27 protein-coding genes, 1 other RNA gene and 1 pseudogene are annotated in these 24748 nt (G+C 67.3%); 19 read left to right on the top strand and 10 right to left on the bottom strand.

Translation table 11 applies throughout. The features are described from left to right. Positions 1-16: 16 nt before the first annotated feature. The gene (gene ruvC / locus C8D03_RS14360; protein WP_108047079.1) at positions 17-529 is read right to left on the bottom strand and encodes a crossover junction endodeoxyribonuclease RuvC; all 513 of its coding nucleotides are present in this window, start codon (positions 527-529) and stop codon (positions 17-19) included. Between the two features lie 187 nt (positions 530-716). Between ruvC and C8D03_RS14355 the strand changes: the two genes are divergently transcribed. Beyond that, a complete protein-coding gene (locus C8D03_RS14355; RefSeq protein WP_108047077.1) occupies positions 717-1496 on the top strand; it encodes a sulfite exporter TauE/SafE family protein in 780 nt (259 codons plus the stop codon). Positions 1497-1606: 110 nt separating this feature from the next. Here the strand turns inward: C8D03_RS14355 and C8D03_RS14350 are convergent, their stop codons facing one another. After that, entirely contained in the window at positions 1607-2353 is a 747-nt protein-coding gene (locus C8D03_RS14350) for a YebC/PmpR family DNA-binding transcriptional regulator (RefSeq protein ID WP_108047075.1), read from the bottom strand. A 197-nt stretch (positions 2354-2550) separates the two neighbouring features. Between C8D03_RS14350 and C8D03_RS14345 the strand changes: the two genes are divergently transcribed. After that, positions 2551-3489 carry an arginase family protein gene (locus C8D03_RS14345; protein ID WP_108047073.1) on the top strand — a complete coding sequence of 313 codons (939 nt, stop codon included), beginning with the start codon at positions 2551-2553 and terminating at the stop codon, positions 3487-3489. 19 nt (positions 3490-3508) lie between these two features. On the opposite strand, the gene C8D03_RS14340 is transcribed toward C8D03_RS14345, so the two are convergent. The 5 genes from C8D03_RS14340 to C8D03_RS14320 form a co-directional block, all read right to left on the bottom strand. Further along, complete coding sequence (locus C8D03_RS14340) at positions 3509-4336, bottom strand: TIGR00282 family metallophosphoesterase (RefSeq protein WP_108047070.1); 828 nt, start codon at positions 4334-4336, stop codon at positions 3509-3511. A 54-nt stretch (positions 4337-4390) separates the two neighbouring features. Next, positions 4391-4975 carry a 5-formyltetrahydrofolate cyclo-ligase gene (locus C8D03_RS14335; protein ID WP_108047068.1) on the bottom strand — a complete coding sequence of 195 codons (585 nt, stop codon included), beginning with the start codon at positions 4973-4975 and terminating at the stop codon, positions 4391-4393. Positions 4976-4982: 7 nt separating this feature from the next. Continuing rightward, positions 4983-5138: non-coding RNA, 6S RNA (gene ssrS, locus C8D03_RS14330), on the bottom strand. 42 nt (positions 5139-5180) lie between these two features. Then, entirely contained in the window at positions 5181-5549 is a 369-nt protein-coding gene (locus C8D03_RS14325; RefSeq protein ID WP_108047066.1) for a cell division protein ZapA, read from the bottom strand. A 13-nt stretch (positions 5550-5562) separates the two neighbouring features. Beyond that, positions 5563-5937: a DUF4164 domain-containing protein gene (locus C8D03_RS14320; RefSeq protein WP_348981701.1), complete on the bottom strand. Its 375-nt coding sequence runs from the start codon at positions 5935-5937 to the stop codon at positions 5563-5565. Between the two features lie 335 nt (positions 5938-6272). Here C8D03_RS14320 and tkt point away from each other — a divergent pair, with 335 nt between their 5' ends. The 15 genes and pseudogenes from tkt to C8D03_RS14245 all read left to right on the top strand — a co-directional run bounded on the left by tkt (position 6273) and on the right by C8D03_RS14245 (position 20306). Beyond that, positions 6273-8270, top strand: coding sequence for a transketolase (tkt, locus tag C8D03_RS14315; protein ID WP_108047062.1), 1998 nt, complete (start codon positions 6273-6275; stop codon positions 8268-8270). 140 nt (positions 8271-8410) lie between these two features. Continuing rightward, positions 8411-9421, top strand: a complete 1011-nt coding sequence (gap, locus tag C8D03_RS14310) for a type I glyceraldehyde-3-phosphate dehydrogenase (RefSeq protein WP_108047060.1) — start codon at positions 8411-8413, stop codon at positions 9419-9421. A 129-nt stretch (positions 9422-9550) separates the two neighbouring features. Then, positions 9551-10012 (top strand): hypothetical protein, encoded by a 462-nt coding sequence (locus tag C8D03_RS14305; protein WP_108047058.1) that lies wholly within the window; start codon positions 9551-9553, stop codon positions 10010-10012. Next, positions 10009-11199, top strand: coding sequence for a phosphoglycerate kinase (locus C8D03_RS14300; protein WP_108047056.1), 1191 nt, complete (start codon positions 10009-10011; stop codon positions 11197-11199). The genes C8D03_RS14305 and C8D03_RS14300 overlap by 4 nt, the downstream gene beginning before the upstream one ends. 55 nt (positions 11200-11254) lie before the next feature. After that, positions 11255-11500: a hypothetical protein gene (locus tag C8D03_RS14295; RefSeq protein WP_108047054.1), complete on the top strand. Its 246-nt coding sequence runs from the start codon at positions 11255-11257 to the stop codon at positions 11498-11500. A 90-nt stretch (positions 11501-11590) separates the two neighbouring features. Continuing rightward, a complete protein-coding gene (gene fba, locus C8D03_RS14290; protein ID WP_108047052.1) occupies positions 11591-12670 on the top strand; it encodes a class II fructose-bisphosphate aldolase in 1080 nt (359 codons plus the stop codon). 61 nt (positions 12671-12731) lie between these two features. Further along, a pseudogene (locus tag C8D03_RS14285) lies at positions 12732-13056 on the top strand (low molecular weight protein tyrosine phosphatase family protein). Between the two features lie 132 nt (positions 13057-13188). Continuing rightward, positions 13189-14343, top strand: coding sequence for a benzoate/H(+) symporter BenE family transporter (locus C8D03_RS14280; RefSeq protein WP_108047050.1), 1155 nt, complete (start codon positions 13189-13191; stop codon positions 14341-14343). A gap of 2 nt (positions 14344-14345) precedes the next feature. Beyond that, positions 14346-14993, top strand: a complete 648-nt coding sequence (locus C8D03_RS14275) for a thiamine phosphate synthase (protein ID WP_181300976.1) — start codon at positions 14346-14348, stop codon at positions 14991-14993. Further along, a complete protein-coding gene (locus C8D03_RS14270; protein WP_248308471.1) occupies positions 14990-15934 on the top strand; it encodes a tetratricopeptide repeat protein in 945 nt (314 codons plus the stop codon). The genes C8D03_RS14275 and C8D03_RS14270 overlap by 4 nt, the downstream gene beginning before the upstream one ends. Positions 15935-16029: 95 nt before the next feature. Further along, a complete protein-coding gene (locus C8D03_RS14265; RefSeq protein WP_108051656.1) occupies positions 16030-16815 on the top strand; it encodes an inositol monophosphatase family protein in 786 nt (261 codons plus the stop codon). Between the two features lie 123 nt (positions 16816-16938). Continuing rightward, positions 16939-17958, top strand: coding sequence for a flagellar motor protein MotA (locus C8D03_RS14260; RefSeq protein ID WP_248308470.1), 1020 nt, complete (start codon positions 16939-16941; stop codon positions 17956-17958). A gap of 52 nt (positions 17959-18010) precedes the next feature. Next, the gene (locus C8D03_RS14255; RefSeq protein ID WP_108047045.1) at positions 18011-19027 is read left to right on the top strand and encodes a peptidoglycan -binding protein; all 1017 of its coding nucleotides are present in this window, start codon (positions 18011-18013) and stop codon (positions 19025-19027) included. 110 nt (positions 19028-19137) lie between these two features. Continuing rightward, complete coding sequence (locus tag C8D03_RS14250) at positions 19138-19404, top strand: c-type cytochrome (protein ID WP_181300974.1); 267 nt, start codon at positions 19138-19140, stop codon at positions 19402-19404. Between the two features lie 47 nt (positions 19405-19451). Beyond that, a complete protein-coding gene (locus C8D03_RS14245; protein ID WP_108047041.1) occupies positions 19452-20306 on the top strand; it encodes an urea carboxylase-associated family protein in 855 nt (284 codons plus the stop codon). Positions 20307-20418: 112 nt separating this feature from the next. On the opposite strand, the gene C8D03_RS14240 is transcribed toward C8D03_RS14245, so the two are convergent. Continuing rightward, on the bottom strand, positions 20419-22167 hold the full coding sequence (locus tag C8D03_RS14240) for an ABC transporter transmembrane domain-containing protein (protein ID WP_248308693.1): 1749 nt from the start codon (positions 22165-22167) through the stop codon (positions 20419-20421). A gap of 179 nt (positions 22168-22346) precedes the next feature. On the opposite strand from C8D03_RS14240, the gene rpmE reads away from it, so the two are divergent. Further along, on the top strand, positions 22347-22583 hold the full coding sequence (rpmE, locus tag C8D03_RS14235) for a 50S ribosomal protein L31 (protein WP_108047037.1): 237 nt from the start codon (positions 22347-22349) through the stop codon (positions 22581-22583). Positions 22584-22723: 140 nt separating this feature from the next. Here rpmE and rcdA read toward each other — a convergent pair whose 3' ends face one another. Then, positions 22724-23254 carry a protease adaptor protein RcdA gene (gene rcdA, locus C8D03_RS14230; RefSeq protein ID WP_248308469.1) on the bottom strand — a complete coding sequence of 177 codons (531 nt, stop codon included), beginning with the start codon at positions 23252-23254 and terminating at the stop codon, positions 22724-22726. A gap of 291 nt (positions 23255-23545) precedes the next feature. Next, positions 23546-23746, bottom strand: coding sequence for a DUF1192 domain-containing protein (locus C8D03_RS14225; RefSeq protein WP_108051649.1), 201 nt, complete (start codon positions 23744-23746; stop codon positions 23546-23548). 240 nt (positions 23747-23986) lie between these two features. Between C8D03_RS14225 and C8D03_RS14220 the strand changes: the two genes are divergently transcribed. Beyond that, the gene (locus C8D03_RS14220) at positions 23987-24709 is read left to right on the top strand and encodes a DUF1013 domain-containing protein (protein ID WP_108047035.1); all 723 of its coding nucleotides are present in this window, start codon (positions 23987-23989) and stop codon (positions 24707-24709) included. Positions 24710-24748: the final 39 nt, after the last annotated feature.

Here is a 24748-nt window from a genome sequence, read left to right as displayed (position 1 = left end):
GTCATCCGGCACACTCTCACCCCGCCCGCATCTGCGCGACCAGCGCACGCATGCCGCGATGCTGGGCATGGCAGATCGCGACCGCCAGAGCATCCGCCGCGTCGGCCGATCTGGTCTCGGCTTTGGGCAACAGGACGCGGATCATCATCTGAATCTGCTTCTTGTCGGCATGACCGACACCGACCACCGTTTTCTTGACGAGGTTGGCGGCGTATTCAGCGACGCTGAGCCCGGCCAGCGCCGGTACGACGAGGGCGACCCCGCGCGCCTGGCCGAGCTTCAGCGCCGATTGAGGATCGCGATTGACGAAGGTCTCCTCGACCGCGACCTCGTCGGGCGCGAACGATGCGACGATCCGCGTCAATCCTTCATGCAACTGCCGCAGCCGCTCCGACAACGGCAGGGCGGCCTCGCTCTCGACGCAGCCGCAGGCGACGAAGCCAAGCTTGCTGCCCTCCGAAACGACGACACCCCAGCCCGTCTTCCGGAGGCCGGGGTCGATGCCGAGAATGCGAATCGGTGGGTTCATGTCGTGCGCAGCCTAGCCCTTGGACACGCTTTGTTCCATGCATCATCCTAACGATCCCCTTCGATCCTCCGCCAACCGATGAGCGCCGCGCATCGGTCGCATCACAAGGAGAGGGGTTGCCCCTGCGCCCGCTTGGCTGTTGGTGCGAAGGACTGCGCCTGCTTTCTCATCTGCGACCCCGGACGGCATGAACGATCTCCTCGGCTCCCTGTTTCCCGGCGTCTCCGCCGCCGGCCTGGCCGTCCTGCTGGCGGCGACCATGCTCGGCGGCCTTGTGCGCGGCTTCACCGGCTTCGGCTTCGCGATGGTGTTCATGCCGCTGGCCTCGATGGTGATCGGCCCCGTGGCGGCTCTCGGGCTGATCTGGTGCATCGACCTGCCGTTCGCCCTGCCGATCGCGGCGCGCAACGCCAGGCAGGCCGAGTGGCGCGAGGTCCTGCCGCTGCTTCTGACCGCGACGCTCGCTTTGCCCGCCGGCCTCTGGCTGCTGCTCTGGCTCGACCGCGAGACGATGCGCTGGATCCTCGCCGGGCTTGTCCTCACCGCCGTCGCGCTGATGGCCTCCGGCTGGCGCTATCACGGCCGGCCGGGCATTCCGCTCTCGCTCGGCGTCGGCGTGCTGTCGGGCCTGTTCAACGGCATGGCCTCGATCGGCGGCATGCCGCTCGCGGTGTTCTGGCTCGGCGCCCAGCGCAACGACCGGCACAAGACGCGCGCCAACCTGCAGACCTTCTTCGGCATCTCCACGCTGATCAGCGGCGCGATCCTCTGGCAGAAGGGCATCCTGACGATGGCCGCAATGATGATGGCCGTGCCGCTCTTCGCCGGCTATGGCGTCGCGCTCTGGGCCGGCACGCATGGCTTCCAGCTGGCGAGCGAAAGCACCTTCCGTCGCATCGCCTATGCCGTGATCTTCCTAAGCGCGATGGTGAGCCTGCCGCTGTGGGATGGATTGGTCGGGCGTTAGGCCCACGCGTCATGCCCGGGCTTGACCCGGGCATCTCGTCGACGCTGGCGCTCCCGGCTCAATCCTGGACCCGATTCTCGGGTCAAGCCCGAGAATGACGCGAGCCCCGCTCAGGCGCTGAGCTTCGCCATGATGTCGTCGGCGATCTCGAAATTGGCGAAGACGTTCTGGACGTCGTCGTCATTGTCGAGCGCCTCCATCAGCCGCATCATCGAGGCCGCCTTCTCCTCGTCGAGCGGCGCCGAGGTCGTCGGGCGCCAGACCGGCTTGGCCGAGGCCGGCGCGCCGAGTGACACTTCCAGCGCCTTGGAGACCTCGTTCAGACTGTCGAAAGCGCACAGGATGGTGTGACCGTTCTCGTCGGAGATGACGTCGTCGGCACCAGCCTCGATCGCGGCCTCCATCACCTTGTCGGCATCGCCGGCCGCGGGCGGATAGCTGACCTCGCCGACACGGTTGAACATGAACGACACCGAGTTGCTCTCGCCCATCGCTCCACCCGACTTGGTGAAGTAGGAGCGCACGGCAGACGCGGTGCGGTTGCGGTTGTCGGTCAGCGCCTCGACGATGACGGCGGCGCCGCCCGGGCCATAGCCCTCGTAGCGGACCTCGTCATAATTATCGCCCTCGCCGCCGGCGGCCTTGTTGATGGCGCGCTGGATATTGTCCTTGGGCATGTTCTCGGCGCGCGCGGCGATCACCGCCATGCGCAGGCGCGGGTTCATGTTGGGATCGGGCATGCCCATCTTGGCGGCGACGGTGATTTCGCGGCCGAGCTTCGAGAACAGCTTGGCGCGCACCGCGTCCTGCTTGCCCTTGCGGTGCATGATGTTCTTGAACTGGGAATGGCCGGCCATGGGAATTCAGCCTCTTGATCTTGCAGCGGTCAAATGACGCTCGCAGCCCCATCACGGGCACGCGGCGGATCGTCGGCCTTATAGGCGTCGCTTTCGCAGACAGGCAAGCCGGCACAGCGCCATGATCATGAGTTCGCTTGCCTGACGGCCGACCGCCGCCGCATATCTCGGGCCTTCGCCGCACTCAGGGTTTTCGCATGCGCCTCGACAGTCCCGACCGTCCCGCCGGCGGCTCCGCCTTCCTCGGTTCCGACATCGTCGCGGTCGATGCCGTTGCGAAGGGAGCCGTCGTTGCGATCGGCATCCCCGGCGCGACGCCCTATGGTTCCGGCGCTCTCCTATGCGGCACCGCGCCAGCAGCCATCCGCGCCGCCAGCCAACGCCATGGGCCCAATCGCGCGCATTACGATTTCGATCTCGGCGGCCCGCTGCTCCCGCCCGAAACACGGCTGCTGGATAGCGGCGACATCGCTTTCGACCCCAGCGACTTCGCCGCCAACCGCGCTCGGATCGAGACGACCTACGCCAGATTGCTGAGCCGGGGAGCGGCACCGCTGCTGCTCGGCGGCGACGACAGCGTCCAGATCCCGGCGCTGGCCGCCTTTGCGGCGCATACCGACATCACCATCGTCCAGATCGACGCGCATATCGATTGGCGCGACGAGGTCCAGGGCGAGCGCTGGGGCCTGTCGAGCACGATGCGGCGGGCGTCGGAATTCGCCGGCGTCAAGGCGATGGTGCAGATCGGCGCGCGCGGCATGGGCAGCGCCCGCCCCTCGGATGTCGCCGATGCCAAAGCAGCGGGATCGCAGATCATCGACATGCGGACGCTGCGGGCGAAAGGCCTCGGCCATGCCAGCAACTGCGTGCCCGAGGGCCGCCCGGTCGTCATCTGCCTCGATGTCGACGGCCTCGACCCGTCCGTGGTGCCCGGCATCACCGGTTTTGCGCCGGGCGGGCTCGGCTATGCCGACATCGTCGAACTGCTGAACGGTGTGGCGGCTCGCGCACCGATCATCGGCTTCAACCTCGTCGAGTTCGTGCCGGAGAACGACATCGGCGCCCTGGGCGTCCGAACGGTCTGCCGTCTGGCGATGCTTGGGGCAGGACTGCTCGCGAGGAGTGCCAAATCGTAGTTGCGGCCGCTCGCCAGCCTCAGCCGCCGAGCCAGCCCGTCGGCAGCGCTTCGCTCAGATGCGGCCCGATCCGGATCGGCCAGACCGCCTTCGCCAACCCGGTGGCATCGTCGATCTCGACCGCAACGCCCGACAGCGTGCCTTCGCCGGTCGCAGGTTCGAGCCGTGCGCCCGGCGTCTTCTGCAGGAAGCGCCGCACCGGCTCCTCCTTCTGCATGCCGAGGATAGAATCATAGTCGCCACACATGCCGGCATCGGACTGGTAAGCCGTGCCACCCGGCAGGATACGCGTGTCGGAGGTTGGCACATGGGTATGCGTGCCGACGACGAGGCTGGCGCGGCCGTCGAGGAAATGGCCTGCCGCCTGCTTCTCGCTGGTCGCCTCCGCATGGAAATCGACGATCACGGCGTCGGCGACCTCGCCCAGCGGGCAGGCCGACAACTCGCGCTCGATCGCCTGGAACGGGTCGTCGAGCGCATCCATGAAGATGCGGCCCATCACATTGACGACGAGCACGCGCGCGCCGTTCCTGGCCTCGATCACGGCGGCGCCGCGTCCGGGCGTGCCCTTCGGATAATTGGCCGGGCGCACCAGCCTGTCCTGACGCTCGATGAAGACGAGCGCCTCGCGCTGGTCCCAGGAATGGTTGCCGAGCGTGACCGCATCCGCCCCCGCCGCCAGGAGTTCGTCGCAGATCGTCTCGGTGATGCCGAAGCCACCCGCCGCGTTCTCGCCATTGATGACGACGCAGTCCAGCGCCCAGGCACGGCGCAAGGTCGGCAGGCGGTCCTGCACCGCGATCCGCCCGGGGCGGCCGACGACATCACCGAGGAAGAGAAAACGCATGTGAGCTTGTCCGGACGGAACCAAGCCCCTCCGTCGCGCGAATGCGGCCGGGAATCAACCGCAGCGGATCGTCTCGCGTTCGGTCACGATCCAGTCGAGGCGCCGGTCATGCGCTTCGTCCGGCACCGCATCGATCTCCTGCGCGGCATAGGCGATGCCGATGCTGATCACGTCGCCCAGCTCGGTGAGCTTCGCGTCGTAATAGCCCTTGCCGTAGCCGATGCGGTAACCGCGCCGGTCGAAAGCTGCGAGCGGCACGATCAGGATGGCGGGCACGGCCTCGGGCTGCGCGGGCTGCGGGACGAGCGTGCCGAAGCCGCCGGGCACGATCGGCTCATAGGGCGCCCAGCGCCGGAACAACATCCGCTTCGCGACGATGGCCGGCAGGCAAAGCGGTAGACCCTGCGCATGCAGGCCCTCCGCGATCGGGCGTGGATCGGCCTCGGAGCCCATCGGCCAATAGGCTGAAACCGGGCCGGCGCTCTCGCCGAAGGCTGGCAGGGCTAGCACGCGTTCTGCGATCAGCGGGTCCCATTCGAGGCGGTCGTCGATTTCGAGCGCGTCACGATGCGCCAGCGCGGCCCCGCGCAGCGCGGATTTCCGTTGGGCGGCGCTGATCGGAGAGGAGGTATCCGTCATGGAACAGTGCTGAGCCACCTTGGCCGTGGAGATTTCGATCCCGGGACACCTACAAAGTAGGTGGGCGCCGTGTGTCCGGGTCCAGGGACCCGGTCAGGGACAGCTCCCTAGGGAGTCGTATGGGCCCGGGAATACATTCTCTGCACGCACCAGGCAGCCCAGCTTCAACAATGTAGGGAATGCGCCGGCAAAGCGCCAGTGTGCTTTAGCCGACCGACGTCGGAATCAGGCTCTTCGCGATGCCCTCGATCCGCTCGGCCGCGGCGACCAGCGCCTCGGCAGCCCTGTCCTCGACCTCGCCGAGGCGCCGGTCGGCCGAGCCCGCATCGCCCTGCAGCAAAGCGAGGTCGGCTTCCAGTCTGGAGACGCGCCGCTGCAATTCGGAGGCCTCGTCGGCAACCATCAGCGCGGCCATGACGTGCAGGCGCATGTCGCCGATCTCGCCGAAAGCCTGGCGCATCTCCTGGATTTTGCCGTCATAGATTCGGGCGAGATCTTCGAGATGCGGCTCCTCGCCCTCTCCGCAGGCCATGCGGTAGGCCTTGCCGGCGATGGTGACATTGACTTGCGGCATGGCTTGTCCCCGCTCAATGCTCCCGCTGCCCGGGCCCGGCTTCCGCCGGCTCCGGATAGGCTGGTTCCAGCTCGCCCGGCCCCATGCCGGCCGCATCCTGCGGCTCGGCATCGGCTTGGGCACGCGCGATCACGGCGCCGATGACATTCATGGCGCGCTCGAGGCGCTGGTCCACATCGGCCGCCGCGGTCTCGACATCGCCGAGCCGCGCCGTCGCCCCGTCGAGCTCGGCCGCGAGCCGCGCGCGATCATCCTGCATCAGTGCCAGTTCCGTTTCCAGATTGGCCCGCCCGCGCTCGGCGTCGACGCGCCGCCGCGCAGCGGCCTCGAGTTGCGCCAGCGCGCCATCGAGCCGCGTCAGGGCATTCTCCAGCATCAGGCTCGCCACCGTCGCTCCCCCTTCAGATCGAAGCCGGCTCACACGATTCGGGACCCTAGCCCATGTCGCCTGAAAACGTGAATCTCCCTGCCGGAGATGCCGCCCGATCCCAAGGGCTTGAGCCCGGTTGCTGCTTTCGCGGTTGCAGCAGACGCCGATTGCGGCGCCGCTCCGGCAGCCGGCGCGGGCTCCGGCCGAATTGACTCGAACCGAGCCAGCGGCCTAATCCGGGCCACCATTCGAAACGATACAGCGACATCGGAATTCGGACCGTCCCCGGCCTGCCGCAAGCGCAGGATTTGGCCGCGGCCTCGTCCTCCCGCCAGACGGAGCCATAGACCATCATGACATCGACCGACCGCACCCAGCACGACAAGCTCGCCAACGCCATTCGCGGCCTCGCCATGGACGGCGTCGAGCAGGCGAAATCCGGCCACCCCGGCCTGCCGATGGGCGCAGCCGACGTCGCCACCGTGCTCTTCACCCGCGTCATGAAATACGATGCCGCCGACCCGCGCTGGCCCGATCGCGACCGCTTCGTGCTCTCGGCCGGCCATGGCTCGATGCTGCTCTACGCCCTGCTTTACCTGACCGGCGTGCCCGGCATGGAGCTCGACGACCTCAAGAAGTTCCGCCAGATCGACTCCAAGACGCCGGGCCACCCCGAGAACTTCATGACCGCCGGGATCGAGACCACCACGGGTCCGCTCGGCCAGGGCCTGGCGACTGCCGTCGGCATGGCGATGGCCGAGCGCATGCTCGCCGCCGAATTCGGCAAGAAAGTCGTCGACCACCATACCTTCGTGCTGGCCTCCGACGGCGACCTGATGGAGGGCATCAGCCAGGAGGCGATCGCGCTCGCCGGCCACCACAAGCTCAACAAGCTGATCGTGCTCTGGGACGATAACGGCATCTCGATCGACGGCCCGCTGACGATCTCCGATTCGGTCGACCAGGTCGCTCGCTTCAAGGCCTGCGCCTGGCGTTCCGAGCGGGTAGACGGCCATGATCCCGTGGCGATCGAGGCCGCGATCCGCCGCGCCCAGAAGTCGAGCAAGCCGACCATGATCGCCTGCAAGACGGTGATCGGATTCGGCGCGCCGAAGAAGGCCGGCACCTCCAAGGCCCATGGCGAGCCGCTCGGCGCCGAGGAACTCGCCGCCGCCAAGAAGGCGCTCGGCATCACCGGAGGCGCCTTCGAGGTCGCAGCCGACACCCTCAAGGCCTGGCGCGGCTTCGGTGCGGCCGGCGCCGCCGCGCACTCCGAATGGAAGGGCCGCTTCGGCGCCCTCTCCGAGCGCAAGCGCGCCGAATTCGACCGCCGCCTGGCGCACAGAATCCCGGCCAGGCTCGACAAGGTGATCCTTGCCCACAAGAAAGCGCTGATCGCCGCGCCACAGGCGGTCGCGACCCGCAAGGCTTCGGAACTCGCATTGGAGGCCATCACGCCGGTGATGCCGGAGCTGGTGATGGGGTCGGCCGACCTGACGCCCTCCAACAACACCCGCACCAAGGCGGCCGAGGATTTCACGCCGAAGACCCCGAAGGGCCGCTATGTCCGCTACGGCATCCGCGAGCACGGCATGGCCGCCGCGATGAACGGCATCACCCTGCATGGCGGTTTCCGCACCGGCGGCGGCACCTTCCTCGTCTTCGCCGACTATGCCCGCCCCTCGATGCGGCTTGCCGCCCTGATGGGCCTGCCGGTGGTCTACGTCATGACCCATGATTCGATCGGCCTCGGCGAGGACGGCCCGACGCACCAGCCGGTCGAGCAGATCGCCTCGCTGCGCGCCATGCCGAACATGCACGTCTTCCGCCCGGCCGACACGATCGAGACCGCCGAGGCCTGGCAGTTCGCCTTGGAGAACACCGGGGGGCCGACCGTGCTCGCCCTCTCGCGCCAGAACCTGCCGCAGCTGCGCACCGATGCGACCGCGACCAACCGCTCGGCCAAGGGCGGCTACGAGCTTCTGCCGGCCGAGGCCGGCAAAGCCGAGGTCTCGCTCTTCGCCTCGGGCTCCGAGGTCGAGATCGCGGTCGCCGCGCGCAAGCTGCTGGCCGAGAAGGGCATCAAGGCGCGCGTCGTCTCCGTGCCCTCGCTTGAACTGCTGCAGGCGCAGGACGAGGCGACGCAGGCCGCCGTCATTGGCACCGCTCCGGTGAAGATCGCGATCGAGGCCGGCGTGCGCTTCGGCTGGGATGCCGTGATCGGGCATGACGGCATCTTCGTCGGCATGTCCTCCTTCGGGGCGAGCGGACCCTACAAGGAGGTCTACAAGCATTTCGGCATCACGCCGGAAGCGGTGGCCGAGGCCGCGATCAAGCGCCATAACGGCTGATCATCGCCTAAAGCGTGAGAAAGCCCCGGCAGCGGCGATGATTTTCTCATCGAAACACTTGCGTTCGGCCACGCTTTGGCCGAATTGCCCGCATGAATGGCGTGCAAGCGCTGTGGTTAGGGCTGAAGGAGAGGTTTGAGATGACGGTCAAGGTGGCGATCAATGGCTTCGGCCGCATCGGACGCAACGTACTGCGTGCGATCATCGAGTCGAAGCGCAAGGACATCGAGGTCGTGGCGATCAACGATCTCGGCCCGGTCGAGACCAATGCCCATCTCTTCCGCTTCGATTCCGTCCATGGCCGCTTCCCCGGCACGGTGACGGTTTCCGGCGACACGATCGATGTCGGCCGCGGCCCGATCAAGGTCACCGCCGTGCGCGACCCCAAGGATCTGCCGCACAAGGCGCTCGGCGTCGATATCGCGCTGGAATGCACCGGCATCTTCACCACCAAGGAGAAGGCCTCGGCGCATCTTGCCGCGGGCGCGAAGCGCGTTCTGGTCTCGGCGCCCTGCGACGGCGCCGACCTGACCGTCGTCTTCGGCGTCAATGACGGTCAGCTGACGAGCGACCATGTCGTCGTCTCGAACGCCTCCTGCACCACCAACTGCCTCGCGCCGGTCGTGCGCGTGCTCCATGACGCCGTCGGCATCGACAAGGGCTTCATGACCACGATCCACGCCTATACCGGCGACCAGCCGACGCTGGACACGATGCACAAGGATCTCTACCGCGGCCGCGCCGCCGCGCTCTCGATGATCCCGACCTCGACCGGCGCCGCCAAGGCGATCGGCCTCGTCATCCCCGAGCTCAAGGGCCGTCTCGACGGCTCCTCGGTGCGCGTGCCGACCCCCAACGTCTCGATGGTGGACTTCAAGTTCATCGCCAAGCGCAAGACCACGGTCGAGAAGATCAACGACGCCATCGTCAAGGCCAGCAAGCGTGGCGCGCTCAAGGGCATCCTCGCGGTCACCGACCAGCCCAACGTCTCGATCGACTTCAACCACGACCCGGCCTCGTCGACCTTCGCGCTCGACCAGACCAAGGTCATGGACGACAAGTTCGTCAGCGTCGTCGCCTGGTACGACAACGAGTGGGGCTTCTCGAACCGCATGAGCGACACCGCCGTCGCCATGGGCAAGCTGCTCTGATCCGACGCAAGGGCATTGCGCGACAACGCGGGAACCTGTTTTCCGCATCGGCAATGCCCTCCGCGCTCGAAACCTGCCGGAGCCGCGCTGGCGCGGCCCCGCTCCCTTCTCGAATCGAACGGAACGACCATGGCCAAGATCGAGCCGACCGTCGCGTCGCCTGCCGACGCTTCCGTCCCGACGACCGTCACACCCGCACCGACCTACGGCACACCCTATGTCGTCGGCAGCGCCACCGCTTCGCCCGATGCCGCGCTCCTCACCGAGCCGCGCCAGCTCGACCAGCTCTCCCGGATCGAGGAGAAGGCCGCGCGCATCGAGGAGAAGTTCGCCCGCTACGAAGCCGTCCTGACCCGCGCCGAGGCTTCGCTGGAGCGCAGCGCCCACAAGGTCGATGCCGCCGCCGGAACCATGGATTTCGCCGCGATCCGCGGTGAGATGGCGAGCCTTCGCGACCGCGTCGACGCGACGCCGCGCGCAGCCACCCTCTTCACTACGGCGGTCGTCACGGCCGTCCTTACCGTCATCCTCACCATCCTGGTGCTGAAATTCGGCGTGCCGGGGCTGTTCGGGGGCTTGCTGCCGCGATGAGCTTCAGGACGCTCGACGACGCCGACCTCGCGGGCAAGCGCGCGCTTGTCCGCGTCGACCTCAACGTCCCGATGGAGGACGGCAAGGTCACCGACACGACGCGTATCGACCGCATCCTGCCAACGATCCGCGAGATGTCGGCGAAGGGCGCCAAGGTCGTCCTGCTCGCTCATTTCGGCCGGCCCAAGGGCGCCGACGAGAAGAACAGCCTGAAGCAGGTCGTGCCGGCGCTGGCGCATGCGCTGGGTGCCCCCGTGACCTTCGTGTCCGACTGCATCGGCGAGGACGTCGCCAGGGCCGTCGCCGCCGCGAAGAACGGCGAGGTTCTGCTGCTGGAGAACACCCGCTTCCACGCCGGCGACGAGAAGAACGACCCTGAGTTCGTCAAGGCGCTCGCCGCCAATGGCGACCTCTTCGTCAACGACGCTTTTTCCGCCGCCCACCGCGCCCATGCCTCGACGGAAGGCCTCGCCCATGTGCTGCCGGCCTATGCCGGCCGCACCATGCAGGCCGAACTCGAGGCGCTGTCCGCCGGCCTCGACAACCCCGCCCGCCCGGTCATGGCGATCGTCGGCGGCGCCAAGGTCTCGACCAAGCTCGAACTGCTCGGCAATCTCGTGAAGAAGGTCGACGTCCTCGTCATTGGCGGCGGCATGGCCAACACCTTCCTCGCGGCGCGCGGCGTCAATGTCGGCAAATCGCTCTGCGAGCATGACCTTGCCGGAACCGCCCGCGAGATCGAGGAGAAGGCCAAGGCCGCAGGCTGCGAGATCATGCTGCCTGTCGATGCGCTGGTCGCCCGCGAATTCAGGCCAAATCCCGGCCACCGCGTCGTCCAGATCGGCGAAGTCGCCGCCGACGAGATGATTCTCGATGCCGGCCCGCTCAGCGTCGCCGAGGTCGTGCTCAGGCTCGACTCGATCAAGACGCTGGTCTGGAACGGCCCTTTCGGCGCCTTCGAGCTGCCGCCCTTCGACACGGCGACCGTCACCGTCGCCAGGGCCGCGGCAAAGCGCGTCAGAGCGGGCAATCTCGTCGCGGTCGCCGGCGGCGGCGACACCGTTGCAGCGATGAACAATGCCGGCGTGGCCAACGACCTGACCTATGTCTCGACCGCGGGCGGCGCCTTCCTCGAATGGATGGAAGGCAAGGCCCTGCCGGGCGTCGAGGCGCTTCGGAAGGGCTGAGACGCCCCCTGTGCTCTGCCCTTGCGACAGAGCATGTTTATGCTATGTTCTCATCATGAGCGAGAACGCGCAGACAGCGATGTTCGAAATCCTGAAGTCGATTCAGGCAGACCTTGCGGAGCATCGTAAGCTTTTTGCCGGCGTGAATGCTCGTTTCGACGGACTCGAAGATCTCGTCCGCAAGCAGCGCCGCGACACGGCTGGCCTCCTTGTCATGGCGAAATCCGTTACCGGCACGTTCGCCGAGGACCTCGCCGCGATAGAGGAGCGTGTCCGGGTGCTGGAAGCGCGCGGCGCCTGATTTTAAGGCCCTTTCCCGCTTTCGCTTTACCTTTGTCGCAGTTCGCTTTTAAACGCTCCCCATATCCATTGCCTCAAGGGGAGTTCCATCGTGGCCCGTATTACGCTCCGCCAGTTGCTCGATCACGCTGCCGAAAACGACTATGGCGTGCCCGCTTTCAACATCAACAACATGGAGCAGGCGCTGGCCATCATGGCGGCGGCGGACGCGACCGATGCCCCCGTCATCATCCAGGCCTCGCGTGGCGCCCGCAGCTATGCCAACGACATCATGCTGAAGCACATGATGGACGCCGTCACGGAAATCTATCCGCATATCCCCGTCTGCGTGCATCTCGACCACGGCAACGAGGCCGCGACCTGCATGACCGCGATCCAGGCCGGCTTCACTTCGGTGATGATGGACGGCTCGCTCAAGGCCGACGGCAAGACGCCCGGCGACTGGGACTACAATGTCGGCGTGACAAGGACCGTCGTCGACATGGCCCATCTCGGCGGCATCTCCGTCGAAGGAGAGCTCGGTGTCCTGGGTTCGCTTGAAAGCGGCGAGGGCGAGAAGGAGGACGGCCACGGCTTCGAAGGCAAGCTCAGCCACGACCAGCTCCTGACCGATCCCGAAGAGGCCGTGAAGTTCGTTGCCGAAACCAAGGTCGATGCGCTTGCCATCGCCATGGGCACCTCGCACGGCGCCTACAAGTTCACCCGCAAGCCCGATGGCGCCATCCTGGCGATGAACGTCATCGAGGAGATCCACAAGAAGCTGCCGAGCATGCATCTTGTCATGCACGGCTCGTCCAGCGTGCCGCAGGACCTCCAGGACATCATCAACCAGTATGGCGGCAAGATGCCCCAGACTTGGGGCGTGCCGGTCGAGGAGATCCAGCGCGGCATCAAGCACGGCGTGCGCAAGATCAACATCGACACCGACAACCGCATGGCGATGACCGGCCAGATCCGGAAGATCCTCTCCGAGCACCCCGGCGAGTTCGATCCGCGCAAATATCTCAAGCCCGCCATGGAGGCGATGACGAAGCTCTGCTCCCTGCGCCTGAAAGAATTCAACACCGCCGGCCAGGCCAGCAAGATCAAGCGCGTCGCGACCACCGCCGAAATGGCCAAGCGCTACGCGAAGGGCGAACTCGACCCGACTTTCGGCGGCAAGGCGGCGTGAGCCGGGCTGTGGCGCGGGCGGAGCCTGTCTTCGCCCGCGCCACCCTTCTCCGGTCCGCCGCATGACGAAACTTCTGTTCGTCTGCAGCCGGAACCGCCTGCGCAGCCCCACCGCCGAACAGATCTTCTCGACGCGGCCTGACCTCGAGGTCGCGTCGGCAGGCACGAACCGGGATGCCGACGTGCCCCTGACTGGCGAGCTGGTCGCTTTGGGCCGACATCACCTTCGTCATGGAACGTGTCCACGGTACGAAATTGCAGCAGCGCTTCGGCCGATTCATGAAAATGGGGCGACTGATTTGCCTCGATATCCCCGACAACCATGATTTCATGGCGCCCGCGCTTATCGCGCGGCTGGAGAGCAAGGTCGCCCGGCACCTGCGCTGATGCACAGGGCCAGGCTTCAATCGGCAGCCTCGGCATGAGTGACCGGCGTCTCGCCTCTTCCGGCCGGGAGCACTTTCTGGTTGAAGGGGCACCCGCCTCGCCGCATCCGGCCGCTTTCGCCGCAGGGTTTGCATGTCGATCGTCTTTTCAGCGTTGGTCGCGGTCTTCGTCGGCTTCGCCGCCTCCGTTGCCGTCATCCTCTCGGCCGCACAAGCGCTCGGCGCCACAGCAGAACAGACTGTCTCTTGGGTCGCCGCGCTGGCCATCGGCACCGCCTTGCCGAGCATCTGGCTGTCCTGGCGCTACCGCATGCCGATGATCTGCGCCTGGTCGACGCCCGGTGCTGCGCTGATCGCTGCGGCAAGCGGCTTCGACATGGCCTCGGCCGTCGGCGCCTTCTTCGTCGCTGCCGTGCTGATGATGCTGACGGCGGCCCTCCGCCCCCTCGGCCAACTGATCGAGCGCATTCCGATGCCGATCGCATCGGCCATGCTGGCCGGCGTGATCTTCCGATTTGTCGTCGCCGTCTTCGAAGAGATGCGGATATCCCCGCTGCTTGTGCTGCCGCTGCTCGCGATCTTTCTCGTGGCGCGGTTGCTCAACCCGTTTCTGGGCGTCATCGCGGCGCTGGTCGCTGGCATAGCCATCAGCTTTGTGGGCGGGCTTGCCCACTGGCCAGCGAGGCAGATTGCGCTCACCGGCCTCGAATTCGTCACGCCGCGCTTCGATATTGCCGCCATGCTCGGCATCGGAGTTCCACTCTATCTTGTCACCATGGCTGCCCAGAACCTGCCCGGCTTTGCGGTGTTGCGCGCGGCCGGCTACCATCCGCGGACAGCGCCGGCCCTGTTCGCCACCGGGCTTGCTTCGCTGCTCACGGCCCCCTTCGGTGCCCATATGTCCAACATGGCGGCGATCAGCGCTTCGATCTGCACTGGAGCCGACACCCATCCCGACCCGGAGCAGCGCTGGAAAGCGGGCGTGATCTACGGCTTCGCCTATCTCGCCGTCGCCGGCTGCACCGGCCTGCTGATCGCCCTGTTGCTCGCCCTGCCGAAGGCGCTGATCGTCACCGTGGCGGGTCTCGGCCTTGCCGGCTCGTTCGCCGGCGCGCTCGGCCAAGCGATGTCGTCCGACCGGGAACGTTTCGCCGCCGTCATCGCCTTCGCCGTCGCCGCCTCCAGCCTGACGCTGTTTGGGGTAGGGTCGGCCTTCTGGAGCCTCGTCGCCGGCCTCAGCGTCTTGACATTGGACGCTGTCGCGGGCCGTTTGCGCGCAAGATCATGACCATGCAGAACCCACCCACCCGCCTGATGCTCGTCACCCCGCCTGTGGCGGATGCCGACGCGATGGCTTTCAGGCTGATGCAGGCCCAGGCCGGCGGCGATGTCGCGGCCGTGGTGTTGCGTCTGGCTGCCGGCGACGAGCGCAGCCTGATCGAACGCGTCAAGCGCCTCGCCGGCCCGGTTCAGGCCGCCAATGTCGCGCTCGTCGTCGAGGCCTCGGCTCTGGTCGCTGCGCGCGGTGGCGCCGACGGCGTGCATCTGACGGGCGGCGTCGAGGCGATCGCCGAGGCGCGGTCGAGTCTGAAAGGCGAGCGCATCATCGGGGCAGGCGGGCTGCGCGCCCGGCACGACGCCATGGATATCGGCGAGGCCGGCGTCGACTACGTCATGTTCGGCGAGCCGCGGCCGGACGGCTCCATACCGCCGCTGCCGGCCGTGATCGAGCGCGCCACCTGGTGGGCCGATATCTTCGAGACCCCTTGCGTCGCCTATGCACCGGACGCGGACGCCGTGCCGGCTCTGGTCGAGACGGGCGCGGAGTTCGTCGCGCTGGGCGAATGGGCCTTCGAGGAGGGCCGCGATATCCGCACGCTCGTCGCCGAAGCGAATGCGGCCATCGCTGCCCGCGCGGCACGGAAAGCCGCGAAGTGAGGCGCTTGCGCCGCGGCCTCGCAAGCCGTCCGCTGTTTGCCTGCCTGCTGCTGCTCGCCGGCCTCGTGCCTGTGCTGCCCGCCGCGGCAGCCGAGCGCGACGCCGCCTATGGCGCCTACCAGACCGGCCACTACCGCCGTGCCCTCAGCGAGGCGCTGAAGCGCATCGAGGCGGATAGCAACGACGCTGCCGCGATGACGCTGGTCGGCGAGATCTACCGGCAGGGTCTCGGCGTGCCGCCCGACCAGAAGGTCGCGACGGAATGGTATGAGCGTGCCGCCGAGCGCGGCGACATCAACGCGACCTATGCACTGGCGATCGCGCTTCTCGACGAGGCCAGCGGCCGCCGCGATCCTGTCCGCGCCGGCATCCTGCTGCGGCGGGCGGCGGAGGCCGGCAACGCCGCCGCCAACTACAATCTCGCACTCGCCCTCCTCGCCACCGGCCAGGCCGAGGACGACAGCCGCGCTGTGACGCACCTCGAAATCGCGGCCAGCGGTGGAATCCCTGATGCGCTGCATGCGCTCGGCACGCTGGCGAAGCAGGGACGCGGCATGCCCAGGAGCGATGTCCAGGCGGCGGAATGGATGGCCCAGGCCGCCAGGGCCGGCCACCTCCCCGCCGAGATCGAATACGCGATCATGCTGTTCAACGGCATCGGCGTCGCCCGCGATGAGACCGCCGCCGCGAAGCTTTTCCTACGCGCCGCCGGCAGGGGCAACCCGATCGCGCAGAACCGGATCGCAAGGCTCTACCAGATCGGGCGCGGCATCCCGCCGGACTCGATCGAGGCTGCCGCCTGGCATCTGGCGGCTCGGGCGCGGGGCCTCGACGACCCGGCGCTGGAGCAGCTTTTCGACCGCCTGACGCCCGAGCAGCAGGGCCGCGCCGCCCGCCTCGCCGCCGACCGCATCGAGGGCGCGGCCTTGACGTCGCCCTGACAGGCGAGCAAGTGACCGGTTGAATGGTTATGGACTGACGAGCGCTCCGCATCGGGCGCCGCAGGATGGCGCCTGACGGCGCAAACGAGGTTTCGATGATCCGCTCCCCCCTGATGACTGTGATGACCGACGCCGTGATGAAGGCGTCCCGTTCGCTAAAACGCGATTTCGGCGAGGTCGAGAACCTTCAGGTCCTCGCCAAGGGTCCGGGCGACTTCGTCTCCAAGGCCGATACCAAGGCGGAGGAAATCATCCGCGCCGCGCTGGAAAAGGCGCGGCCGGGCTATGGTTTCGTCATGGAGGAGGCCGGCACCGTCTCCGGGACCGACGAAAGCAACCGCTGGCATATCGACCCGCTCGACGGCACCCACAACTTCCTGCGCGGCATCCCGCACTGGAACATCTCGGTGGCGCTGGAGCGCGACAACCAGTTCATCGCCGGCGTGATCTACGACGCCGCCAAGGACGAGTTGTTCATGGCCGAGAAGGGCAAGGGCGCCTATGTCAACAACCGCCGTATGCGCGTCTCCGGCCGCCGCGAGCCGGCCGAGATGCTGATCGGCATGGGCGTGCCCCATATCGGCAAGGGCGGGCATCCGCTGTTCCTGCGCGAACTCGGCACCGTGATGTCGCGCTTCTCCAATGTCCGGCGCATGGGCTGTGCCGCGCTCGACATCGCCTATGTCGCGGCCGGGCGCCTGGATGCCTATTGGGAGCGCGATCTCAACACCTGGGATTTCGCGGCCGGCGCCGTGATGATCCGCGAGGCCGGCGGCACCTTCGGCACGCTCGACGGCAAGCAGCCGACCATGGCGCGCGACATCATCTGCGGCAACGAGATCGGCGAGCAGGCCCTGCGGGCCGCGCTGAAGACGGCGTGAACCCGGCCTCGCACGGGCAACGGGTCGACGACTCGTCATATCTCTCTGATCTTTCTCGCTTGATCATCGCGGCACGGGAAGCGACAGTCCGGCCTCGGCAAGGTGGCGAACGGAAGACGAAGCATGGCGAATGAGGATTTGGCGACCGAAAGCGAGACGGTCGCGCCCGCCCGTGAGGAGACCCGCTTCTCGCGGCCGCTGCGTTACGTCATCCGCTCAGTTCTTTTTCTCGCCCTGATCGGCTTCCTCGGCTTCATCCTGCAGGGTGGCCTGGTCACGGCCTTCATGACCAATCCGGGGCTGAACGGCCTGATCCTCGGCTCGCTTTTCGTCGGCGTCCTGATCGCGCTGCGCGAACTTTGGCGCATTCACAGCGAGGCCCGCGCCGCGACGCGGCTCGCCGCTGCCCCTGCGCTGGCGCAAATCCGGCGCGGGCAGGTGATCGCACCGCTCGGCCCGGTCCTGCCGGCACTCGACAGCCGCAGCCTTGCCTCTTCCCAGGCGGCGACCGTGCTCGAATCGATCGCGGTCCGGCTCGACGACGGGCGGGAGGTTCTGCGCTATCTCGGCGGGCTGCTCGTCTTCCTCGGCCTGCTCGGCACCTTCTGGGGCCTGCTCGACACGGTCTCTTCGGTCGGCAACGTCATCAAGAGCCTGCGCACCGGCGCCGAGGCCGGCGTGCTGTTCGACGAGCTCAAGGCCGGCCTTGCCGCCCCGCTCGCCGGCATGGGCCTGTCGTTCTCCTCCTCGCTCTTCGGTATCGCCGGCTCGCTGATCCTCGGCTTTCTCGAATTGCAGGTTTCCCAGGCGCAGCGCCGCTTCCGCAACGAGCTCGAGAGCTGGCTCGGCACACGCACCGCCATTGCGGGAGCCCTCCCCCTCGCGGGGCTCCAGCCCCTCACCGGCGACCCGCTCTCCGACAGGCTCGACAGGCTCGGCGCAGCGATGACCGAAAGCGGCGCCAACAACCGCGCCGCGACCCAGGCTCTCGCCAATCTGGCCGAGGGTATCCAGGGTCTCGTCCAGCATATGCGCTCCGAGCAGCAGCTCATCCGCGACTGGGTCGAGGCGCAGGCCTCGCGCGAAAAGGACATGAAGCGCCTGCTGGAGCGTCTCACCGCCGACAATGTGATGGAGCCATGAGCGTGCTCCCGATGCCTGCCGCCGTCCCGAACTCCGCAGGAGCCTGACCGCGATGGCCCTCTCCCGCTCCCACCGCCGCGACGAGGTGAATTTCTGGCCGGGCTTCGTCGATGCCCTGTCGACGATGCTGATCGGCATCGTCTTCCTGCTGTCAGTCTTCGTGCTCGGCCAGTTCTTCCTCTCGCAGGAGCTGACCGGCAAGGACACCGTTCTCGACCGGCTCAACCGCCAGATCTCCGAATTGACCGACCTGCTCGCGCTGGAGCGCTCGTCCAACCGCCAGGCCCAGGAGAGCCTGACCCTGCTGCAATCCTCGCTGACGCGGGAGCAGGGCGAGCGCGGCCGTATCCAGGACATGCTGAATGCGCAGCCCGGCAACACGGCTGCCCAGCTCGGCGAGGCCCAGAAGGCGCTCGATGCCGAAAAGCAGCTCTCCGCCCGCGCCCAATCGACCGTCGATCTCGTCAACCAGCAGATCATCGCGATGCGCCGCCAGCTCGCGGCGCTCGAGGAGGCGCTCGGCGCCTCCGAAGCCAGGGACAAGGATTCGCAGGCCCGCATCTCCGAACTCGGCTCGCGCCTCAACGTGGCTCTGGCGCAGCGGGTCCAGGAACTGGCGCGCTACCGCTCGGATTTCTTCGGCCGTCTGCGCCAGGTGCTCGGCACGCGCCCCGACATCCGCGTCGTCGGCGACCGCTTCGTCTTCCAGTCGGAGGTCTTCTTCGATGTCGGCCAGGCCGTGCTGAAGCCGGAAGGGCGCGGCGAACTCGACAAGCTGGCTGCGATCCTCGTCGATCTCGGCCGTGAGATGCCGCCTGACATCCCGTGGATCCTGCGCGTCGACGGCCACACCGACAATCGCCCGATCCGCTCGCCACAATTCCCCTCGAACTGGCACCTCTCCTCGGCGCGAGCCATCGCGGTGGTCGAGTACCTGATCACCAAGGGCCTGCCCAGCGACCGCATCGCCGCGACCGGCTTCGGTGAATACCAGCCGCTCGACGTCGCCAACAACGACGATGCCTGGCGCCGCAACCGCCGCATCGAGTTCAAGATCACCGAGCGGTGAGACCGATGCGGGACCTGCGCCCGGGACGAAGGGCTCCGGCCGCGGCAGCCAACCCGCGGATGAGGGCTCGCAGCAGCCTCCGGCATTGGATGGCCTGTCTGGTCGCGGCCATGGGCCTGTCGATAGGCCCTGCCCTCGCAGAGCCCCGCCACGCCACGGTCGAGGATTGTGCCGCCTGCCATGGCCCGGACGGCATCGCTCGCGACAGTGAGGTGCCGCATCTCGCCGGCCAGAACGAGCGCTATCTCTACAACCAGATGCTGGCTTTCCGCTCCGGCAAGCGCGTCCACAAGGAAATGCGCTTCATGGCCCGCACCATGACGCTGGACGAGATCGCGGCGCTGGCCGCCTATTACGCGGCCCTGCCGCCGCGCTGAGCCGGGCCGTGATGCGGCAGCCGACGAGAGACGGGGGAATAAGAGCGATGCCGACAGCCGACCCCGCCGACGCCGCCCTGCGCCGGAGCAGGCCCCTGACCGTCTGCTATCCGGTCGAGGCCCTGCCGGTGCCGGATATGGCCATGCTCGGGCACGCCCGCCGGCACCTGACGAAGATCGACGAGGTTCTCGTCGCGCCGCGTGATGCCGGGGCGTTCCACGTGCCCAAGGGGCATTTCTTCCGCATCGTCGGCGTCGACGGCCCGCAGGTCGGCGACCTCAATCTCTGGAACGCTGCCGACCTCTCGGAGCGCTTCTTCAGCGGCAAGACACGCCAGCTCCATGCCACCCATGTCTCGACAGGAAACCGGCTCTGGAGCAGCCTGCCCTTCCTGCGCCCGATGGCGACGATCAGCCACGACACGCTCGGCTGGTATGGCTGGGATGCGGATGGCGGCGGCATCCACGACGTCATCGGCACGCGCTGCGACCCGTATACCAATCGCCTGCTCAGCGGCGGCGACTATCACCATTGCTGCCATTCGAACCTGACGCGGGCGCTGGCCAAGGCCACGGGGCTGCCGGTAAAGGAGGCGGAGATGCATGTCCATGACGTGCTCAACGTCTTCATGTGCACCGGCTTCACCAGCGATACGCATCAGTACTTCATGAAGGCGAGCCCGGTGCGGCCCGGGGACTACATCGAGTTCTTCGCCGAGATCAACTTGCTCGGCGCGCTCTCGGCCTGCCCCGGCGGCGATTGCAGCGCGACCCATTCGAGCGACGCCGCCGCCTGCTTTCCGCTCAGGGTGGAAATATTCCGCACCGAGCCGGAGTTCCTCGCCGGCTGGGTCCCGCCAGAACCCAGCTCCTATCCGCGCACGCATGGGACAGCAGGCTGAACCTGTCCGTCATGGTCGGCCTTGAGCCGACCATCCACGTCTTTCCCCGGAGAGTGCGGTGTCCAAGACGTGGATGCTCGCCATGAGGGCGAGCATGACGTCGGCGCGAAGATCAAGCCGCCTCCAGCCCGAACTGCAGCGCCGCCAGTCGCGCATAGAGCCCACCGCGCGCCTTGAGCTCCGCATGGGTCCCCTCCTCGACCACGCGGCCGTCCTCCATGACGAGGATACGGTCGGCCGAAAGGATCGTCGCCAGCCGGTGCGCCACCACCAGCGTGGTGCGCCCCCGCATCAGACGGTCGAGCGCGTCCTGCACGGCGCGCTCGCTTTCGGAGTCGAGCGCGCTCGTCGCCTCGTCGAGGAGCAGGATCGGCGCGTCCTTCAGCACCGCGCGTGCGATCGCAAGGCGCTGGCGCTGTCCCCCCGAAAGCGTCACGCCGCGCTCGCCGACAATCGTGTCATAGCCCTGCGGCAGGGCCTGGATGAAACCATCGGCAGCCGCGAGCCGCGCCGCCTCCTCGACCTCGGCCATCGTTGCCTCGGGCCGGCCATAGGCGATGTTGTCGCGCACCGAGACGCCGAAGACGGTCGGCTCCTGCGGCACCAGCGCGAAGCGATGCCGCCATGCCTCGGGATCGGCCTGCGGCCCGGCGACGCCATCGACCACGACGCGGCCAAAACCGGGATCGTAGAAGCGCAGCGCCAGTTGCAGCACCGTGCTCTTGCCGGCGCCCGACGGCCCGACCAGCGCAACGCGCTCGCCCGGCCGCACCGTGAAGCTGAGTTCCGACAGCGCCCTCACGCTGCGGCCGGGATAGCTGAACGAGACGTTCTCGAAGGAGAGCTCTCCCCGCGACGGCTCCGGCATCGCCGCCGGATGCGGCGGCGCCGCGATGGCAGGCTTCAGAGCGAGAATCTCGCCGAGCCGGCCGGCCGCGCCGGCGGCGGCGGAGATTTCGCCATAGACTTCGGAGAGCTGCCCGAGCGAACTCGCCGCCAGCACCGCATAGAGCACGAACTGCGACAGGCGCCCGCCGGTCATCCGCCCCTCGAACACCTCGGTCGCGCCGGTCCAGAGCACCCAGACGACACTGGCACTGACGAGGAAGATTGCGACGCCGGACAGCAGCGCCCGCGAGGCGGTGGCAGCCCGCGAGGCGTCATAGGCCTCGTCAGAGGCGCTGGCGAAACGCGTTGCCGTCTGCCGCGAGGCACCGAAGGATTGCATCGTGCGGATCGCGCCGACGGCCTCCGAGGCGAAGGCCGAGGCGTCCGCCAGCCGATCCTGCGCCGCCCGCGCCCGCCGACGCACCGAGCGGCCCGAAAAGACCAGCGGCAGCACGATCAGCGGGATCGCCCCGATCACGATGGCCGAGAGCTGCGGGCTGGTCGCGATCATCAGACCGAGCGCGCCGATGGTCATGATCGCGTTGCGTAACGCGATCGAGGCCGTCGAGCCGAAGGTCGCCTTGATCTGGGTGGTGTCGGCGGTCAGCCGCGAGACCAGGTCCCCGGCCCGGCTGGAATCGAAGAAGGCCGGCTCCAGCCGCGTCAGATGGGCGAAGACGTCCGAGCGCAGATCGGCGACGATGCGCTCGCCGACCGTCATCACGAGATAGAAGCGGGCCGAACTCGCCAGCGCCAGCACGGCGACGACACCGATCAGCAGGATGAAATAGCTGTTCGCCAGATGCTGCTCGCCGCCCGAAAAGCCGACATCGATGACCCGGCGGACCGCCACCGGCAACGCCAGCGTCGCCACAGAGGCGACGACCAGCGCCAGCAGCGCCAATCCGATCCGCCCCTTGTGCCTCAGCGCATAGGGCCAGAAGGATGCCAGCGAGCGGAAGTCGGGCCGCAGTTTCGTCTCGTCTTTTTCGGCCTCGGTCACGCGTCTTTGTCCTGTCCTGCTTGCGCTGTCGGCCCGGCTGCGATATGTGCACGCGACTTCACGACAGGCTCATACGAATTATTCGACGGGCCGGGCAGGCTTGCCTGCTTGTCGACCACGCCCGTTTATCGACGTTTGAGGATTTAGCCATGGCCAAGACCGGCATCCACCCCGACTACCACACCATCAAGGTCGTCATGACCAATGGCACGGAATACTTCACCCGTTCGACGATGGGCAAGGAGGGCGACACGCTCAACCTCGACATCGACCCGACGACGCACCCGGCCTGGACCGGCGGCACCCAGCACATGCTGGACCGTGGCGGCCGCGTCTCGCGCTTCAACTCGCGCTTCTCCGCGATCGGCTCGCTCGGCAAGAAGTGATCTGACCGCGGACGGCCTCGTCCGCGCTGATCTGAATCAAAAAGGCCCGGTCGAACCGACCGGGCCTTTTTTGATTCAGGGGCTTTCGAATATTCCGCAGCGAATTCGAGACGAATTCGACAGTAGGGGCTCGGAGCCCCTCAGCGGGCCAGGCCGAGCCGGGCCTGCAGGCTGGCAAGCTGGTCTTGAACCGGATTGGCCTTTTCGCGAGCCGGCGCCTTGCCCGACATCTGCCCTTCGAGATGGCGGATGCGGCTCTGCAGCCGGAAGGAATGGTCCATCAGGTCGCGCAGGCCGGCCGGCAGCCGCTCGGCCTCGAGCGTGGCCGCGGAGGCGATCTGCTCGGGAATCCTGACCTTGTCGTTCTCGGCGCGGGCCTGATCCACCGTCATCTCGCCTTCGGCGACAGCCCGCTGCACCAAAAGCCAGGAGGCGATCTGCATCAGCCGTGTCGTCAGGCGCATGCTCTCGGTCGCATAGCTCAGGGCAACCTCGCGCGGCAGCGCCGCCGAATCCGCCCGGCCGTCGCTGTCGAGATAGGCCGCTGTCTGCTCGACCAGGCCCATGCCCTCGCGAAACAGCGCCATGAAGGCATCCGATTTGACGAAGCCGCGGGCGAAGGAGATTGCGCCATCGTCGACATCCGGCTCGCGCATCATCAGATCGTTCATTGCGGTGTCTCCCATCGGCACAACACCGTGCTCGCATGGCACGCGTCACGGCTCGTGCCGCCGATGTCGCAAAGATAGCGCCGATGGATCGAAGCCGCGCCGGTAAGGTGTTGTTAACCTTAACGCGTGTACTGACCACAAAAAAGAGCCGCCCGGGGGCGGCTCGAAGGTCAACAGGGAGGCGTCAAACAGAGCGGGCAGGAGCCACTCACATCCAGACAATCTGGACCCCTCGATTCATACTTTGGAATCGTTAAGGATGGCTTAACGCGCCCGGAGGCTGCCGCCTTTTCAGTCGGCTTTGCGGAAGAAGGCGTCGGCCGCATTGCGCGAGGCCGCCTTCTTCACCCTGACCTCGGCCAGACGCTCGATCTCGGCCTTCAGCGCCTCCATGCGCAAGTCGATCTCCGCCAGCGAGAGCATCGACAGATCCTGTCCGATCTCGTGGACGGATTTCGGTTTCGGACGATCATCGTCGGGGAAGAGCGACATCCTGGCCTCCATCTGCGCAAGGGCACGCAGATTAGGGCCGATGGCCGGGAGACGCCACAGGCACGCATCGGCGTGCTTTTTCTTGGACAGCAGTTCCGGCCTCGCCTATAACGCGCGCCATCCCACTCATCGTCGATGATTTGGATGGCCGGCCGGGAAGGCCGGTCGGCGCCTGAGAACTATTGTCCGCGACATTGACCCGGCCTCGAATGCCGGCTTTCGAGATCCAGGAGACATCCCGTGTCGAATCCCCCGCTGATGCCGAAGGCCACCGCGGTCTGGCTGGTCGAGAACACGTCCCTGACCTTCGAGCAGATCGCCGAGTTCTGCAAACTGCATCCGCTGGAAGTGCGCGGCATCGCCGATGGCGAAGTCGCCGCCGGCATCAAGGGCCTCGACCCGATCACCTCGGGCCAGCTCACCCGCGAGGAGCTCGAACGCGCCGCCAAGAACCCGGCGCACCAGCTCAAGCTCGCCGAGCGCAAGGTGAAGGTGCCCGAGATCAAGCGCGCCAAGGGGCCGCGCTACACCCCGGTCTCGAAGCGCCAGGATCGTCCGAACGCGATCCTCTGGCTGCTGCGCAACCATCCCGAGCTCAAGGACGCGCAGGTCATCCGCCTGATCGGCACGACCAAGTCGACGATCGCCCAGATCCGCGACCGGACCCACTGGAACGCCCAGACGCTGACCCCGATCGACCCGGTCAGCCTCGGCCTGTGCTCGCAGATCGATCTCGACTTCGAAGTCGGCCGCGCCGCCAAGGACCGCCCGGCCGCGGTCGCCGAGGTGGGCTCGACCCTGCTGCCGGCGGAGGAGACCACGGCACCGGGGCCGGCTCCCTTGAGCCAGACCTTCGCCGACATGAGCAAGCCCAAGCGCGAGGAGGAGGCGGCGATCGACGTCGATTCCGTCTTCGCCAAGCTCAAGCAGATGAAGCGCCCGGCCGACGAGGACGAGGAGTGAGCTGAGCCTTCGGGCCACGCTCCCACACATCATGCGCGG

This window comes from Bosea sp. 124 (genome assembly GCF_003046175.1).
In the GTDB taxonomy this organism is placed as follows: Bacteria; Pseudomonadota; Alphaproteobacteria; order Rhizobiales; family Beijerinckiaceae; genus Allobosea.
This window is presented reverse-complemented; position numbering and strand designations above follow the sequence as displayed.

Excerpts from the sequence above, each read along its gene's own strand:
- ruvC (WP_108047079.1), bottom strand. The coding sequence starts at position 529 with ATGAACCCACCGATTCGCATTCTCGGCATCGACCCCGGCCTCCGGAAG.
- C8D03_RS14355 (WP_108047077.1), top strand. The coding sequence starts at position 717 with ATGAACGATCTCCTCGGCTCCCTGTTTCCCGGCGTCTCCGCCGCCGGC.
- C8D03_RS14350 (WP_108047075.1), bottom strand. The coding sequence starts at position 2,353 with ATGGCCGGCCATTCCCAGTTCAAGAACATCATGCACCGCAAGGGCAAG.
- C8D03_RS14345 (WP_108047073.1), top strand. The coding sequence starts at position 2,551 with ATGCGCCTCGACAGTCCCGACCGTCCCGCCGGCGGCTCCGCCTTCCTC.
- C8D03_RS14340 (WP_108047070.1), bottom strand. The coding sequence starts at position 4,336 with ATGCGTTTTCTCTTCCTCGGTGATGTCGTCGGCCGCCCCGGGCGGATC.
- C8D03_RS14335 (WP_108047068.1), bottom strand. The coding sequence starts at position 4,975 with ATGACGGATACCTCCTCTCCGATCAGCGCCGCCCAACGGAAATCCGCG.
- C8D03_RS14325 (WP_108047066.1), bottom strand. The coding sequence starts at position 5,549 with ATGCCGCAAGTCAATGTCACCATCGCCGGCAAGGCCTACCGCATGGCC.
- tkt (WP_108047062.1), top strand. The coding sequence starts at position 6,273 with ATGACATCGACCGACCGCACCCAGCACGACAAGCTCGCCAACGCCATT.
- gap (WP_108047060.1), top strand. The coding sequence starts at position 8,411 with ATGACGGTCAAGGTGGCGATCAATGGCTTCGGCCGCATCGGACGCAAC.
- C8D03_RS14305 (WP_108047058.1), top strand. The coding sequence starts at position 9,551 with ATGGCCAAGATCGAGCCGACCGTCGCGTCGCCTGCCGACGCTTCCGTC.
- C8D03_RS14300 (WP_108047056.1), top strand. The coding sequence starts at position 10,009 with ATGAGCTTCAGGACGCTCGACGACGCCGACCTCGCGGGCAAGCGCGCG.
- C8D03_RS14295 (WP_108047054.1), top strand. The coding sequence starts at position 11,255 with ATGAGCGAGAACGCGCAGACAGCGATGTTCGAAATCCTGAAGTCGATT.
- C8D03_RS14280 (WP_108047050.1), top strand. The coding sequence starts at position 13,189 with ATGTCGATCGTCTTTTCAGCGTTGGTCGCGGTCTTCGTCGGCTTCGCC.
- C8D03_RS14275 (WP_181300976.1), top strand. The coding sequence starts at position 14,346 with ATGCAGAACCCACCCACCCGCCTGATGCTCGTCACCCCGCCTGTGGCG.
- C8D03_RS14265 (WP_108051656.1), top strand. The coding sequence starts at position 16,030 with ATGATCCGCTCCCCCCTGATGACTGTGATGACCGACGCCGTGATGAAG.
- C8D03_RS14260 (WP_248308470.1), top strand. The coding sequence starts at position 16,939 with ATGGCGAATGAGGATTTGGCGACCGAAAGCGAGACGGTCGCGCCCGCC.
- C8D03_RS14255 (WP_108047045.1), top strand. The coding sequence starts at position 18,011 with ATGGCCCTCTCCCGCTCCCACCGCCGCGACGAGGTGAATTTCTGGCCG.
- C8D03_RS14250 (WP_181300974.1), top strand. The coding sequence starts at position 19,138 with ATGGGCCTGTCGATAGGCCCTGCCCTCGCAGAGCCCCGCCACGCCACG.
- C8D03_RS14245 (WP_108047041.1), top strand. The coding sequence starts at position 19,452 with ATGCCGACAGCCGACCCCGCCGACGCCGCCCTGCGCCGGAGCAGGCCC.
- rpmE (WP_108047037.1), top strand. The coding sequence starts at position 22,347 with ATGGCCAAGACCGGCATCCACCCCGACTACCACACCATCAAGGTCGTC.
- rcdA (WP_248308469.1), bottom strand. The coding sequence starts at position 23,254 with ATGAACGATCTGATGATGCGCGAGCCGGATGTCGACGATGGCGCAATC.
- C8D03_RS14225 (WP_108051649.1), bottom strand. The coding sequence starts at position 23,746 with ATGTCGCTCTTCCCCGACGATGATCGTCCGAAACCGAAATCCGTCCAC.